Raw genomic sequence first — 14,131 nt, 5'->3', positions numbered from 1 at the left:
CCGCAAACTGCTAGAATAAAAGGGAGAATTTGGACGAGGCTGCCGGGAAGCGAGTATTGGCGGGCAAATTCGCATGTTCATCAGTCTGACCATCGAGAATGTCGACCGGCTGCCAAACGGCGGACCGCTCAGTTACAGCTCCGATGGCCGCAGCTTCGCCATTGGTCGCGAAAATCGCGACTGGAACCTGCCCGACCCCAACCTCTTCATTTCCGGCCTGCATTGCGAGGTGCGCTACGACAGGGGCACGTTCTGGCTTTACGACCTCTCGCGCAACGGAACCTTCGTCAACGGATCTGACCAGCGCGTCACCGACCCGCACCCGCTCAACCACGGTGACCAGCTCTCGATCGGCCGCTACATCGTCTCGGTATCGATCGAAGACAACCGGAACACGGGCAACGATTGGGGCAATCCAACGCCTGCACGGCATGTCGCCGACTACACCGGCCATGCTCAGCCGCAATTCGCGGACCCCTTCTTCGGCGGGGCGAGCAACGGTCAAAACGCAACCGGTGTCGCGGCGCAGCAACCAAGCCAGCAAAGGCGTGCATCAGCACCACCTGGGCACGCACCAGCAGCGCCATTGCCCTCGGTGGCTCCAGCGCAACGACTGGAGACCACGGAACTGCTTCGCCTCATTGCCGCCGGCGCCGGTGTTTCCCCTGAGGTGTTCCTGCAGCGTGATCCGCACGACGTCGCCGCCGAAATCGGTGCTGTATTGCGATCGGTTGTCGATGAACTTGCCTTGTTGCTCAAGGCCCGCGCGGCTGCCAAGGCACTGGCCAAGAGTAGCCAGCGCACAATGATCGGCGGCGTCGACAACAACCCGCTGAAATTCATCCCGCGCTCCGAAGAGATCCTCGAAATCATGTTCGCCCAGCGCCGCTCCGGCTATCTCGATGCTAGGCACAGCGTCGAAGAGGCATTCCGCGATCTCAAGACGCATGAACTCGCCACCTACGCGGCGATGCAGGCAGCACTCTCACGGCTGCTCACCGAGTTGTCACCCGACACCATCGAGAGGAAGCTTCCTGGTTCTTCGTTCGTATCGAAGAAGGGCCGCGCCTGGGATATGTTCGTCGCGACATGGGAGGCCAAGGAGGCAGCTCATGAAAATGGCATGCTCGACGTGTTCCTGGCCTATTTCAGTGAAGCATATGCCAAAGCCAGCAAGAAGTAGCGTCGCATGGCGGCCGTATCGCTGTCGATCCTGTGTTGACCCGACCGAACCGGCCCCGGTTCCAATCGGCATTTCCTTGCACTACGATGCATGACTGGCACGCGAGCAACGCTGTCTGAGCGGAGGCGCCTGCGGCATTGTCATGGCATGGCAATTGTCGCGCGAAAGCGGGTAATCGGCGATGAGTTCGAAGGACGATCCTTCCGGCTCCGACGGCAGAACCGTCATTCGCGGATCGCCGCGCCGCGCGCCACGGCCGGATGCATCATCTTCGGCCCCGCCGCCAAGATCCGATCCGACCATCATCTACACGGGCAATGCCGAACAACAGCCGCCCTCCGGCACGGTGATCTATCAAGGCGCCCCCGTTCCGCGAGCGCCAAAAGGACGCCGCTCGCGCTGGCAACAAGCAACGAAAGGGCGCCGGGGCGGAACCCAGCGTTTCGCAGGACGCGCTGTTCGAAGCAGCGGACCGTGTCCAAATCGTCGGTGCGAACCCGATCATGGTGGCCGCCGCACCGCTGCTGATGCTGCTCGGCCATCTCAGGATCACCACTGTCGAAACCGACGTTGCAGCGCTGGCCCAGCATGTCGCGAGTTTCATCGAAGAATTCGAATGGAAGATTGCGGACGCCGGTGTTGCCGACGAGGATGCGCGCATCGCCAGATATGCGCTTTGCGAAACCGCCGACGACATCATTGCCAACCTGCCCGGGCTTGGTCCCGACCTCTGGGCACAGCACGGCATGTTGTCGCGGTTTTATGACATCGACGCTCCCGGCAACGGCTTTTTCGATGCGCTCAACACGGTATTGGAAGATCCCGCGGAGCGCTGCGACCTGCTCGAACTGATGCACGCCTGTCTGTCGCTCGGCTTCGAAGGCCCTTATCGCGGCGCGGCCAGCGGTGAAAACAGCCTTGAGCCCGTGCGTCAGGATGTCTACGCCGCGCTGCGCTACTTCCGACCGCTTGCCGACGACGAGATATCCCCACGCTGGCAAGGCTTGTCGGCAACCATGGCGCGGCGCCCTGCCCGGCTCCCTCTCTGGGCGATTGCCGCCGCCGCCCTGGTGCTCGTCACGGGCGTCTTCTTCTGGATGCGCAACGACATCACCCTTCAAGGCGACGCACTCGCCGCCAAGCTGGTGGCGCTGACGCCTTCGACGCCGGTGGTCATTGAACGCGCGGATTTCGTGCCGCTGGTCGAGGAAGCCAAGCCTGCCGAAACCGAAACTGTTGCAACTGTCGCGCAGATCGACCGCATCCGCGCAGCCCTTGCACAAGACATCCAGAACGGTGGCGTGACTGTCGGCCCCAGGGGCCAGTTCATCGTCGTCGAGATCAACAATGCCCTGCTCTTCGAACCGGGCAAAGCCGAGACAAGGTCCGAGTTTGCGCCCGTCGCGACCCGGATTGCCGCGGCATTCGCCGCCGAGCAAGGACCGATCAAGATCGTTGGCCACACCGACAACGTGAAACCGCGCCAGTCCGGCGCCTTCAAGTCGAACTACGATCTCTCCGTCGCCCGCGCCCAGGCGGTGGCCAAGGCTCTCGCCCCCGAGATCGGCGATCCCGCGCGGATCACGGTCGAAGGCAAGGGCGAGGACGAGCCGGTCGCCGACAATACGACTGCCGACGGTCGGGCCTTGAACCGCCGTGTCGACATGATGATCCGGCGGGAGGAGACGCCGTGAGCCCGCCCAGCCATTTCAGGTGGCGGTCATGATGCTCTGGCTGTTCAGGATATGCTGCATCCTGGCGCTGATCGGCCTTGCCGCCGTCGTGTGGTTCGCCGGTCCGCTGATCGTCTTCGACGACACGCGCCCGCTGGCGTCAACCTGGCCACGCATTGCAGTCATCGGCCTGGTCGTCGCGGTGATTGCCGGCATCTACCTGTTCCGCTCCGTGCACGCCCGCAACGCGCAAAAGGCCATCGAGGCGGCAATCACGAGCGATGGCGCATATGACGGCGATGCCCAACTGCTCGAAAAGGGCATAACCAAGGCGATCGCGACGCTCAAGCGCGCCAGCGGCAAACGCAACTTTCTCTATGAAGTGCCCTGGTATCTGATCATCGGCCCACCAGGTGCCGGCAAGACCACCGCGCTGGTCAATTCGGGGCTGAAATTTCCGCTCGCCGTATCAGGTGCCGCCCAGCCGGTACCCGGTGTCGGCGGCACCCGCAACTGCGACTGGTGGTTCACCGACGAAGCCGTGCTGGTCGACACCGCCGGCCGCTACACGACGCAGGACTCCGATGCCGAAAGCGACCGCAAGGGCTGGCTGGGTTTCCTTGCCTTGCTCAAGAAGCACCGCGCCCGCCAACCGATCAATGGCGTGATCGTCGCCATCAGCCTCTCCGACCTGATGACATCAGGCGATCAGGAGTTCGGCGCCCATGCCATCGAAATCCGCAATCGCCTGCGCGAGATCCACGAGACGCTGAAGATCAGCTTCCCGGTCTATGTCCTCTTCACCAAGGTCGATCTCGTAGCCGGCTTCATGGAACATTTCGGCAGGTTGGACGAGACCCGGCGGCGCATGGTTTGGGGCGCCACGTTCCAGGATGCGGATCACCATAAGAACATGATCGGCGAGGTGCCAGCCGAATTTGATGCCCTCGTGCGCCGCCTGTCCGAGGAAGTGCCGGATCGGTTGCAAGACGAACCCGACCCGGTCGCGCGCATCTCGATCTTCGGCTTTGCCGCGCAGTTCGCTTCGCTCAAGCAGCGCAGTGCGGATTTTCTCGGCCGCGTCTTCGAGCCGACGAAAAAGCAGGCAACCGCCATCTTGCGCGGGTTCTATTTCTCCTCCGGCACACAGGAGGGAACCCCGATCGACCGTGTGCTCGGCGCCATTGGTCGCAGCTTCGGCAGCGATTCTCAGGCGCATCTGTCAGGCACAGGAAAAAGCTTCTTCCTGCACGACCTGCTCGCCAGGGTCATCTTCGCCGAAGCCGGTTGGGTCTCCTATAACGATGCCGCCGACAGGCGCGCCAGGGTCTCCCGCTATGCCGGCATCGGTGCCATCACATTGATTGCGGCTGCCGCGCTGGGCGCCCTGGTCATGAGTTACACCGCCAACAAGGCACTGATCGCCGCCACCGGCCAGGCGGCGGACAGCTACAATGCAACTGCCAGTGCCTTGCTCCAGGCCGGAACCGTGTCCGACGTCGATCTTGAAAACGTCATCGAAGCGCTGGAGAGCGTTCGCGGCCTGCCAACCGGTTATGAGAACCGCGACCAGCGGACATCGCCGGAAGAGACACTCGGGCTGAGCCAGCGCGCGCGGCTGCTTTCGGCATCGGAGACCACCTATCGGCTGGCGCTTGAGCGGATGTTCCGTCCGCGCCTGTTGCTTCATGTCGAGCGCACGATCGAGGCGAAGATGAGCGACCCGGCCGCGCTCTACGAGGCACTGAAGATCTACCTCATGCTTGGCGGCAAGGCGCCAAAAGTCGATGACGAGCAGATCGTTTCGTGGATGAAGAAAGACTGGGAGCAGAACCGTTATCCCGGGCCGCAAAATCGCGAAGGTCGCCTCATCCTGGAGAAACACCTGCGCGCGATGCTGGCCCTCGACGACGATCATGATCCATCGTTCGAGCTCAATCGCCCTGTCGTCGAAGCCGCGCAGCGGGCCCTCGGCCGCATGACAGTTGCCGATCGCGCCTCTGCCCTGATTGCCTCGGCAATGTCGGCAGCCACGCTTGAGGATTTCACCGTCGCAGCGAAAGGCGGTCCGGAAGCAAAGCTGATTTTCGAGACGGTCGGCGGCAGCGATCTGTCGACGCTGCGCATTCCCGGCCTCTACACCTATGCCGGCTTCAATGATTTCTACCTTGGACAGCTCGCTACCATCGCGCAGAAGCTCGTCGACGAGCAATGGGTGATCGGCGCCGGCAGCGAGCAAGGCGATGTCGAGCAGGAACTTCTGCGGCTCGGCCCCGAACTGCTCGATCGCTACAGCAACGAATTCTCAGGCGCCTGGAACGGCGTCCTCGACAAGCTGAAGTTCAAGCCGATGTCGGCGGACAAACCGGAATACCTTGCCCTTTCCGCTGCGGGTTCGCCCAGTTCGCCGCTTGCACAGCTGTTCGATGCGATCGCACGCGAAACCGCACTGACGCGCGGCGGCGCCGCGCCCAGCGATAGCGAGGTTCGTGCCGACGGCCTTGCCCGCATCGGCATTGAGCTGGCCGGCCGAAAATCCAACAGCCGCGCTGGCGCCGCGTTCGCCAACACGCCGACTTTGGTGCCGGGAGCGAATATCGAGGCGCAGTTCCGGCCGTTCCAGCTTCTTGTCGACGGTCGTCCCGGTCAGCGCCCGATCGACGCGCTGATCCAGAATTTCCACGCCATCTACCAGAGCCTGACGATCTCCGCTGCGGCGCCGTCGCAAGCCGGCCGCGTCAATGCCAATCTGCAGCTGCAGATATCCAATCTTCGCGCCAACGCCTCTCGCCTGCCCAAGGCGCTGTCGCGGATGGTTCATGCCGCGGCGGACGATTTCGAAGGCGACGTCGCCGACACCTCGGTTGCACAACTCAATCAGGCGCTTGAAGAAACGGTCAGCGGCCCATGCGAAGAGGTGATCGCCAATCGTTATCCCTTCGGTACCGGCGCCAATCAGGACGTTCCGATCGCCGATTTTTCCCGCCTTTTCGCGCCCAGCGGCGTCATCGACCGGTTTTTCGCGCAGAACCTGGCATCCTTTGCCGACATGTCGGGCCAGGAGTGGCAGTGGAAGCAGGAGTCGCGCCTCGGCCGTGGACTATCCAGGTCGACACTGAAGCAGTTCCAGCTCGCCGCTGAAATCCGCGATGCGTTCTTTCCGCTTGGCGGGTCCACGCCTGCCGTCAACATCACCTTCACGCCGTTTTCGCTGCATGGCGACGCCGACATGGCCTTGCTCGACGTCAACGGCCAGATCGTCCAAAGCTATCAGAACGGCAGCAGCCCAGGCATCGTTACCTGGCCAGGCAGCATGACCGCCGGTTCGGCCAACCTCAGCCTGACACCCGAGCTTGCTGGCCGCGAGTCCGCCATCCGGTTCGAAGGGCCGTGGGCGCTGAAGCGGCTGCTCGACGCCGGAACCTCCACCCTCAACGGCGACAAACTTGAGCTGCGCTACGTCATCGGCGGCCGCGATGTCGCCTATACCGTCCAGATAAACCCGCCGGGCAATCCGTTTTCGCTTGCCGCATTCTCCGGCTTCACCTGCCCGAAGGGACTTTGACCCAGCAAGGATGTGCAACTGCGATCTGGCGCATGCTAATTTCTGTACTCTAACGCTCGGGCCTGTGGCAGACTGAAAGGTGCGAGCGTTACTACGCAACGCAGAGGGGCGCCGAGAAGCGCTTGAGGCCATTGAACAATGTCGCCCTCCCCTTCGAAAGTTATGGCGTCAGCCACAAGGGCTGCGTCCGCCAGGTCAATGAAGACAGCTATCTGATCGAGCCCCGCAGCGGCCTGTGGGTGGTTGCCGACGGCATGGGTGGCCATGACGCCGGAGAAGTCGCCTCCGCCAGCATCGTTGCGCATCTCGCCACGATCGGCATTGCCGAGTCCGCACCGGACCTGCGCGCACGCTTCGTCGACCGGCTGAGAATGGCTCATTCCGATATCCGCGAGATTTCGGACTCGCGTGGCGCGACGATCGGCTCCACCGTCGCGGCGTTGCTGGCCATGGACGGCAAGTTCGCCTGCCTGTGGCTTGGCGACAGCCGCGTCTATCTTGTGCGCGACGGCACCATCTCGCAGGTCTCGCACGATCATACCGAGGTGCAGGAACTGCTGGACCGCGGCGCGATCACCGCTGAGGAGGCGCAAACCTGGCCGCGCCGCAATGTCATCACCCGCGCCATCGGCGTCAGCGACGACATCGATGTCGACTTCCGGCAAGGCGACCTCCTGCCTGGCGACGTCTTCGTGCTCGGCACGGATGGGCTGACCGCCCATGTCTCGGACGCCGAGATCGAGACTTCGGTGGTTTCAGCGACGCCACAGGCGGCATGTGAAGATCTGCTCGCAAAGGTTCTCGCGCGCGGCGGAACGGACAACGTCACCATTGTGCTAGTGCGGATTCGGGGCGCGACCGACGGTGCATCTGAAGCTTTGGCGGGAGGCCGATAGCGGCCGGCGAGACGATGCGAACGGGATCCAGCGCCGCGCCCAGGCAGGCCGCGCAATACTTGTTGGCGTCTTCATGGCTCTGGCGTCGTTGCTCTTCGCTCCGAACCTGGCTCGCGCCGAATTCACCGTCTGCAACCAGACGCTCGACGTCGTCAATCTCGCCGTCGGCCAGGAGATCGACAGCGCCTTCCAGACCGACGGTTGGTGGACGATCGGCGCGAACCAGTGCGTCAACGTCATTCGCGATGAACTGACCAACCGCTACATCTACATCTACGCAACGGACGTTTTCGGCAACGCGATCCTCAGCGGCTCGACCGATATGTGCGTCGAGCGCAAGCGCTTCACCGTCAGGGGCATCGACGAATGCTGGCAGCGCGGGCACATCGCAGCCCGGTTCTACGAAGTCGACACGCTCGAACAGGCGCGCTGGACCTTCTTCCTGACCGGGCGTTCGCCATGACGCATGGCATCGACGCAAGCTTCAAGCAGCAAAAGCAGCAGCGGATGGCGCGGCGCGCGCAATCACGCCGACTGAAGGCCATGATCGCCGCCGGTATCCTTGCGCTGCTGCTCGCCGCGGCAGCCACCGTCTATCTTAGCTCGGATTACTGGTCCTTCGGCGAATATGAGGGAGATCTTCAGCCGACAGAGGAAGCGGACATCGTGCCGGCGGATGCTGCTGTCTATGTACCTGCCATCGTTGACCTCGCCGGCGACCCGATGTGGATCAACCTGGCGCATGAAGCCGGCGGCGAGACAAAGCGGCGCGCGCTTTCGCGCCCGGTCGACCTTGTCGAGGACGGCATTTCGCCGAAGATCGAATACCTCGCCGACACGATGCTGAGTTCCAGCGAGCGCTTCATGACGGCGATCCCATCGACGCAGGAGGACTTTGCCTTCTTTCAGGCGCAGCGGGCGGTGGCCGAACCGGGTGCCGGCCAGCAGGCGGACGATCAGGCAGCGCCGCCAGCGGACGCAGATCTCGATCAGGTCGAGCCCGAGGGCGATCCGTCTTCCGATCTCGGCGCCGGCTGGGGTGAAACCATCGACCAGGGCGAAGCCGCCTTGCCCGAGTTCGAGAAGACCGCGATCGAAAACAACACCAGCGTCGCGACGGCTACGCCCGAAACCGAGCGCTTCGCGCCAACGGAAGACATCTTCGTCAAGATCCTCACCAACCGCACGCTCGACAGCGTCGTGCTCGAGGCACATTTTGCCACTGACGAGGCCAAGCTGGCTGGCGAAGCGCTGAAGTCGCTGTTCAAGCTGGAAGGTCTCGCACCTGGCTATGTCGTCGCCCTGCGTGGATTTTAGGCCACGGCGCGGGGCGCCGGCAATGGCGCTGATGCAGGTCTCGGTCTACGCCATGAACAGGTTCGTCGGCACGCTGGCCCGCAATTCAGCCGGTCAGTTCGTCTCAGGCGTCGACCCGTGGGTGCGCGACGACCTGTTCAACTATTCCGGCGCCCCGCAGGAAGGGACACACAAGCGCCAATACCGGCTGCTCGACGCGATTTATTCGACAGCCGCGCGCAACAACGTTCCCACCGGCGTGCTCGGCGAGGCCATCATGTATCTGTCGCGTGGCCAGGACCTCAACGCCTTTGCCAGCGAAGACCAGCAGCTGGTCCTGCTCTATTCGGAAACGGCGCGTGGCAAGGACGGGGTGGCTGGCCGGGTGCTCTATGTCGGCGTTCACGGCACCGACAAGAAGCTCGAATGTTTCGTCTTCCAGCAAAGTGACGGTCAATTCTCCTGCGTCACGGGTGACGATCAGGTTCGCTCGCTGACGACCGCCAATGGCATGGTCACGCCGGTCAACGGCGTCATGACCTCGACCTTCGGGCCGCGCATGCATCCGATCCTGAAGACGGTCCGCATCCACAAGGGCGTCGATTGGGCCGCCCCCATCGGCACGCCGATCGCGGCCGCCTTCGATGGCCAGATCGTGTTCGAAGGCGACGGCAAGGGCTACGGCAACCTCATCCGCATCTCGCACGCCAACAATCGCGAAACCCGATATGCCCATATGCAGCGTTTCGCCGACGGCATGAGCGTCGGGTCGACCGTCAAGGCCGGCGACGTCATTGGCTATATCGGCACAACGGGCCTGTCGACCGGCCCGCACCTCCATTTCGAACTCTATCAGGACGGTCAGGCGATCGATCCGCTCGGCACCGTGACCGTCGCTACCGCCTCCACGATCGTCTCGGCGTCCTCGGACGATTCAGCCATCGAGGTGCTGACCAACCGTATCGTCCATGTCGAAAGCGGCGGCAGCGCGCGCGCCAAGAATCCGCTGTCGTCGGCAACCGGGCTCGGACAATTCATCAGCAAGACCTGGATCAGGATGATGAACACCTACCGCCCTGATCTGGCAAGGTCGCTTTCGACAGCAGAACTGCTCGAACTGCGCTTTGACCCGACCATTTCGCGCGAAATGGTGCGCAATCTGGCGCGCGAGGGCGAAGCCTATCTCAAGCAGCGTGGCCACCAGATCACCCCCGGACGGCTCTATCTCTGCCACTTCCTCGGCATGGAGGGCGCCCACCAGATATTGTCGGCGTCCAGCGACGCGATGATTGCCGACGTCCTCGGCGCAGTCGTCATCAAGGCCAATCCGTTCCTGACGGGCAAGAACGCCAACTATGTCATTGCCTGGGCTGAAAAAAAGATGACCGGCCGCGCACCTGCCGTGACAGCGCAACCGTCCACCACCACCACGACCCAGGAAGTCAGGCAGACATCGCCGGAATTCGAGAAATATAAGCAGGCAATCGCCGCGACGTTGAGTTCGGTGGCAAGCACGCTGTGATTGCGCGTCCCCATCCTTCAAACGATGGAGGGCTTGTCACATCTCGTGCCATTGTGATCTGTGGCGCAGACTTGCCTTATCCGATCCAACGAGCCTGCCATCCATGAACATTGCGGTTCCCAGCCCGACCAGGATCATCGACGACAGCAGGGCCAGGCTGGACTTCGTCGTGGCCAAGGAAGCCGAAGCGGCAATGGCGCGGCTTGGGCGAACCGAAGACCTCAGATTCTCTCCCGATGGCCGTCGCATGGCAATCGCCGGTTTTGCCAAGGGAACTTGTTTGGTTCTCGAGGTCGAGATCGTACGCTCAGGGCCACGTCCAGTCCTGCACATCACCGACTACATGGAGTTGCACTCGCCGGCTCTGAAAGAGCCACATGGCTTCGATTTCGTCGATGATCGAACCCTGGTCGTGGCCAATCGAATGGGCGGCGTCACGATCTTCGGTGTCCCGCAACACGTCGGAACTCAACGCACACAAAGTCTTATGCCGCTGCGGACCATCACCCGGGCCGGTGTTCGAAAACGTCTCGATTCACCTGGCTCCGTCTGTGTCGCCAGCGTCAAGAATGGTCGATGCGAGATTCTGGTCTGCAACAATTACAAGCATCGCATCACCAGGCATGTGATCCGTCTCGACGGCGGCTGGAGCCTGCCGCGCAACTCCATTGTGCTGGAGCAAGGGCTCGCAGTGCCCGATGGCATTGCGATGAGCCCCGACAAAGCCTGGATCGCCATCAGCAATCACATGACTAGCAGCGTGCTCGTTTTCGACAATATGGCGCGCCTCAATCGCAAGTCGTCTCATGTCGGAGCGCTTTTGGGTGTCAGCTATCCGCATGGCCTCCGGTTTTCGCCGGACGGCCAAAGGATCTATGTCGCCGATGCCGGCACGCCTCACGTGCATATCTATGAGGCTGGTCCCGATGGCTGGGCGGGTGATCACGAACCCGTGGTTTCATTCAGGGTGCTTGACGACGAAACTTTTCACAAAGGCAGGCACAATCCTGAGGAAGGCGGGTCGAAAGGGCTCGACATCGATGCGTCCGGGGATTTGCTGGTTGTCACCAACGAGGAACAGCCCCTCGCCTGCTTTCATATTCCCGCCTTGCTGTAGTAGGCGAATTTACTCATTTATCCCAACTGCTTGAACGCAGGGACTTTATTGACGCCATCGAGCGCGATATAGCATTCGCATGAGTTTTGGTTCGACATTGGCGCTTGCGCTTGCCTTGGGATTTTCCGCCACGCTGCTTGGCGGCTGCAGTCGCTCGTCCGACGGCACGGTGGTCATTCCCAAAACGGTGGACTCACGGCGCTTCTGGCAGGACGACGAAGCCAGGCGCGCTTCAGCCGAGCGCCAACAGGCGACCGCTTTTCCAGCAAGCCCCGAGATCCGCTTCGTTACCCAGCAACCCGGCCCACGCCCGGCGACACGCGCGCCAAGCCGCGCATCTGGTGCCGGCAGCAACACCAAGCCGATCGCCTGTCGCGCCGCAAGCGGCCCCACAGGTCGCGTCAAATACGTTTGCGAATGACCGCATGATCGGTCGGCGAGCTCCTCAGAACTCGGCCATATCGATGTTTTTGGCCATCCTTCGTCAGCTTGACGTCAGCTATCGCGCCGATTTGACTCGTTTCAGCTAAACGCTTTGCTTGTCTGTTGACGCGCGCGCACTGGGCGTTATAGCCCACGTTCAGTCGTTGGAAATGAACGGAGAGGGTCCCGTCCGATGGAGATATTCACTGCTGCAGGCTTCACCGCCCTTCTGCAGGTCATAGCTATCGATCTCGTGCTCGCTGGCGACAATGCCATCGTCATCGGTCTTGCCGCTGCCGGCCTTCCCGCCGACCAGCGCAAGAAGGCCATCCTCGTCGGCATCGCTGCTGCGACCGTTCTCCGCATCGGTTTCGCGCTGATCACCCAGTGGCTTCTGGCGATCGGCCCGATGCTTCTCATCGCCGGCGGCCTGCTGCTGTTGTGGGTGTGCTGGAAGATGTGGCGCGAACTCAGCGTCAGCCACGAACAGGAACATGAGGCCACCGAGGCGCTCTCCGACGCCGACTACGACAGGGATGGCAAGATCGCCGGCAAGGGTCCGCGCAAGACCTTCGCCCAGGCTGCCTGGCAGATCGTCATCGCCGACGTTTCGATGTCGCTCGACAACGTGCTGGCGGTTGCCGGCGCGGCAATGGATCATCCCACTGTCCTGATCATCGGCCTGGCGCTGTCGATCGCGTTGATGGGCTTTGCCGCTTCATTCGTCGCGCGGCTGCTGCACAAGTATCGCTGGATTGCCTATATCGGCCTGGTGATCATCCTCTACGTCGCACTCAAGATGCTGCTCGACGGCGCTGTCGACCAGTTCCCCGAGCAGTTTGGCTTCCTGAGCGAATGGTTCGGCGGACATAGCGCGCCCGCCCACTAGGGCCGACACGATTGACAACAAGGGCCGGAGAAATCCCGGCCCTTGTTACATGTGACCATCGGTCGGTTTGCTTGGGCGCCGATCTGTGCTATTGCGCCGACCGAATTGAGCTCTTTTAAGAGCCGACAGATCGAGAAAATTCGAGACTTCCGGGCCGGCCTTCAGGGGTTGCGGCCCGTGTCCATTGGAACCTTGTCTATGTCCGCAGCACCCCGCGTCAGTTTTGTCAGCCTCGGTTGCCCGAAAGCGCTTGTCGATTCCGAACGCATCATCACGCGTCTCCGCGCCGAAGGTTACGAGATCGCCCGCAAGCATGACGGCGCCGACCTTGTCGTGGTCAACACCTGCGGCTTCCTCGACTCCGCCCGCACGGAGTCGCTGGATGCGATCGGCACGGCGATGAAGGAAAATGGCAAGGTCATCGTCACCGGCTGCATGGGCGCGACGCCGGAGCTGATCCGTGAAAAGCACCCCAACGTTTTCGCCATTACCGGGCCGCAGGCCTATGAAAGCGTCATGGCGGCTGTCCACGAGGCCGCGCCGCCGGCGCATGATCCCTATGTCGACCTGGTGCCGCCGCAAGGCGTCAAGCTGACGCCACGCCACTACGCTTATCTCAAGATTTCAGAGGGTTGCAACAACCGCTGCACCTTCTGCATCATTCCCGACCTGCGCGGCGATCTGGTGTCGCGCCCGGCCGGCGACGTGCTGCGCGAGGCGGAAAAGCTGGCCAATGCGGGCGTCAAGGAACTGCTTGTCATCTCGCAGGACACCAGCGCCTACGGCATCGACATCAAGTATGCCACGTCGCCGTGGAAGGACCGCGAGGTCAAGGCCAAGTTCCTCGACCTGTCGCAGGAACTTGGCGAACTCAGCATCTGGGTGCGCATGCACTATGTCTACCCCTATCCGCATGTCGCCGACGTCATCCCGCTGATGGCCGAAGGCAAGATCCTGCCTTACCTCGACATTCCCTTCCAGCACGCCTCGCCGCAAGTGCTGAAGAACATGCGACGCCCGGCCCATGGCGAAAAGGCGCTTGAGCGCATTCGCGGCTGGCGCGAGGTCTGCCCGGACCTTGCCATACGCTCGACCTTCATCGTCGGCTTCCCTGGTGAGACCGAAGAAGATTTCGAGATGCTGCTCGACTGGATCGACGACGCCAAGATCGATCGCGCCGGCTGCTTCAAATACGAGCCGGTCAAGGGCGCGCGTTCCAACGATCTCGGCCTCGAACAGGTACCGGAAGAGGTCAAGGAAGCCCGTTGGCACCGTTTCATGCAGCGCCAGCAGAAGATTTCGGCTGCCCAGCAGGCAAAGAAGGTCGGCAAGCGTCTGCCCGTCATCATCGACGAAGCCAACGGCACTTCGGCCAAGGGCCGCACAAAATACGACGCGCCGGAGATCGATGGTTCGGTGCACATCCAGTCGCGCCGCCCCTTGCGTGTCGGCGACATCGTCACCGTCAAGATCGACAGCGCCGACGCCTATGACCTCTACGGTTCGGCCGTCTGACGCCTGCAGTCACCATACGAAATCAAAAAACCCCCGGCAAAACCGGGGGTTC

The 14,131-nt window shown here is 62.3% G+C and carries 11 protein-coding genes; all 11 read left to right on the top strand.

The genetic code is table 11. From position 1 onward, the window contains the following. The first annotated feature begins 73 nt into the window (after positions 1 to 73). The 11 genes from tagH to rimO all read left to right on the top strand — a co-directional run bounded on the left by tagH (position 74) and on the right by rimO (position 14,079). Positions 74 to 1,183, top strand: coding sequence for a type VI secretion system-associated FHA domain protein TagH (gene tagH, locus ACHMW7_RS17490; protein ID WP_395446864.1), 1,110 nt, complete (start codon positions 74 to 76; stop codon positions 1,181 to 1,183). 503 nt (positions 1,184 to 1,686) lie between these two features. After that, positions 1,687 to 2,877 (top strand): type VI secretion system protein TssL, long form, encoded by a 1,191-nt coding sequence (gene tssL, locus ACHMW7_RS17485; RefSeq protein WP_395446863.1) that lies wholly within the window; start codon positions 1,687 to 1,689, stop codon positions 2,875 to 2,877. 28 nt (positions 2,878 to 2,905) lie between these two features. Then, on the top strand, positions 2,906 to 6,421 hold the full coding sequence (gene tssM, locus ACHMW7_RS17480) for a type VI secretion system membrane subunit TssM (protein ID WP_395446862.1): 3,516 nt from the start codon (positions 2,906 to 2,908) through the stop codon (positions 6,419 to 6,421). A gap of 131 nt (positions 6,422 to 6,552) precedes the next feature. Then, positions 6,553 to 7,317 (top strand): PP2C family protein-serine/threonine phosphatase, encoded by a 765-nt coding sequence (locus ACHMW7_RS17475; RefSeq protein WP_395451350.1) that lies wholly within the window; start codon positions 6,553 to 6,555, stop codon positions 7,315 to 7,317. A gap of 73 nt (positions 7,318 to 7,390) precedes the next feature. Further along, the gene (locus ACHMW7_RS17470) at positions 7,391 to 7,780 is read left to right on the top strand and encodes a DUF1036 domain-containing protein (protein ID WP_395446861.1); all 390 of its coding nucleotides are present in this window, start codon (positions 7,391 to 7,393) and stop codon (positions 7,778 to 7,780) included. Further along, positions 7,777 to 8,634 carry a hypothetical protein gene (locus ACHMW7_RS17465; protein ID WP_395446860.1) on the top strand — a complete coding sequence of 286 codons (858 nt, stop codon included), beginning with the start codon at positions 7,777 to 7,779 and terminating at the stop codon, positions 8,632 to 8,634. The genes ACHMW7_RS17470 and ACHMW7_RS17465 overlap by 4 nt, the downstream gene beginning before the upstream one ends. A 22-nt stretch (positions 8,635 to 8,656) precedes the next feature. Next, the gene (locus ACHMW7_RS17460) at positions 8,657 to 10,135 is read left to right on the top strand and encodes a M23 family metallopeptidase (protein ID WP_395446859.1); all 1,479 of its coding nucleotides are present in this window, start codon (positions 8,657 to 8,659) and stop codon (positions 10,133 to 10,135) included. A 103-nt stretch (positions 10,136 to 10,238) separates the two neighbouring features. After that, a complete protein-coding gene (locus ACHMW7_RS17455) occupies positions 10,239 to 11,252 on the top strand; it encodes a YncE family protein (RefSeq protein WP_395446858.1) in 1,014 nt (337 codons plus the stop codon). A 79-nt stretch (positions 11,253 to 11,331) separates the two neighbouring features. After that, on the top strand, positions 11,332 to 11,673 hold the full coding sequence (locus ACHMW7_RS17450; protein ID WP_395446857.1) for a hypothetical protein: 342 nt from the start codon (positions 11,332 to 11,334) through the stop codon (positions 11,671 to 11,673). A gap of 195 nt (positions 11,674 to 11,868) precedes the next feature. Then, positions 11,869 to 12,564, top strand: coding sequence for a TerC family protein (locus ACHMW7_RS17445; protein ID WP_395446856.1), 696 nt, complete (start codon positions 11,869 to 11,871; stop codon positions 12,562 to 12,564). A gap of 198 nt (positions 12,565 to 12,762) precedes the next feature. Further along, complete coding sequence (rimO, locus tag ACHMW7_RS17440) at positions 12,763 to 14,079, top strand: 30S ribosomal protein S12 methylthiotransferase RimO (protein ID WP_395446855.1); 1,317 nt, start codon at positions 12,763 to 12,765, stop codon at positions 14,077 to 14,079. Positions 14,080 to 14,131 lie beyond the last annotated feature (52 nt).

This window comes from Aminobacter sp. UC22_36, assembly GCF_044056035.1.
Lineage (GTDB): Bacteria > Pseudomonadota > Alphaproteobacteria > Rhizobiales > Rhizobiaceae > Aminobacter.
This window is presented reverse-complemented; position numbering and strand designations above follow the sequence as displayed.

Bases quoted from the DNA above. Each gene is read 5' to 3' on its own strand.
- tagH (WP_395446864.1), top strand. From the start codon at position 74: ATGTTCATCAGTCTGACCATCGAGAATGTCGACCGGCTGCCAAACGGC.
- tssL (WP_395446863.1), top strand. From the start codon at position 1,687: ATGGTGGCCGCCGCACCGCTGCTGATGCTGCTCGGCCATCTCAGGATC.
- tssM (WP_395446862.1), top strand. From the start codon at position 2,906: ATGATGCTCTGGCTGTTCAGGATATGCTGCATCCTGGCGCTGATCGGC.
- ACHMW7_RS17470 (WP_395446861.1), top strand. From the start codon at position 7,391: ATGGCTCTGGCGTCGTTGCTCTTCGCTCCGAACCTGGCTCGCGCCGAA.
- ACHMW7_RS17465 (WP_395446860.1), top strand. From the start codon at position 7,777: ATGACGCATGGCATCGACGCAAGCTTCAAGCAGCAAAAGCAGCAGCGG.
- ACHMW7_RS17460 (WP_395446859.1), top strand. From the start codon at position 8,657: ATGGCGCTGATGCAGGTCTCGGTCTACGCCATGAACAGGTTCGTCGGC.
- ACHMW7_RS17455 (WP_395446858.1), top strand. From the start codon at position 10,239: ATGAACATTGCGGTTCCCAGCCCGACCAGGATCATCGACGACAGCAGG.
- ACHMW7_RS17450 (WP_395446857.1), top strand. From the start codon at position 11,332: ATGAGTTTTGGTTCGACATTGGCGCTTGCGCTTGCCTTGGGATTTTCC.
- ACHMW7_RS17445 (WP_395446856.1), top strand. From the start codon at position 11,869: ATGGAGATATTCACTGCTGCAGGCTTCACCGCCCTTCTGCAGGTCATA.
- rimO (WP_395446855.1), top strand. From the start codon at position 12,763: ATGTCCGCAGCACCCCGCGTCAGTTTTGTCAGCCTCGGTTGCCCGAAA.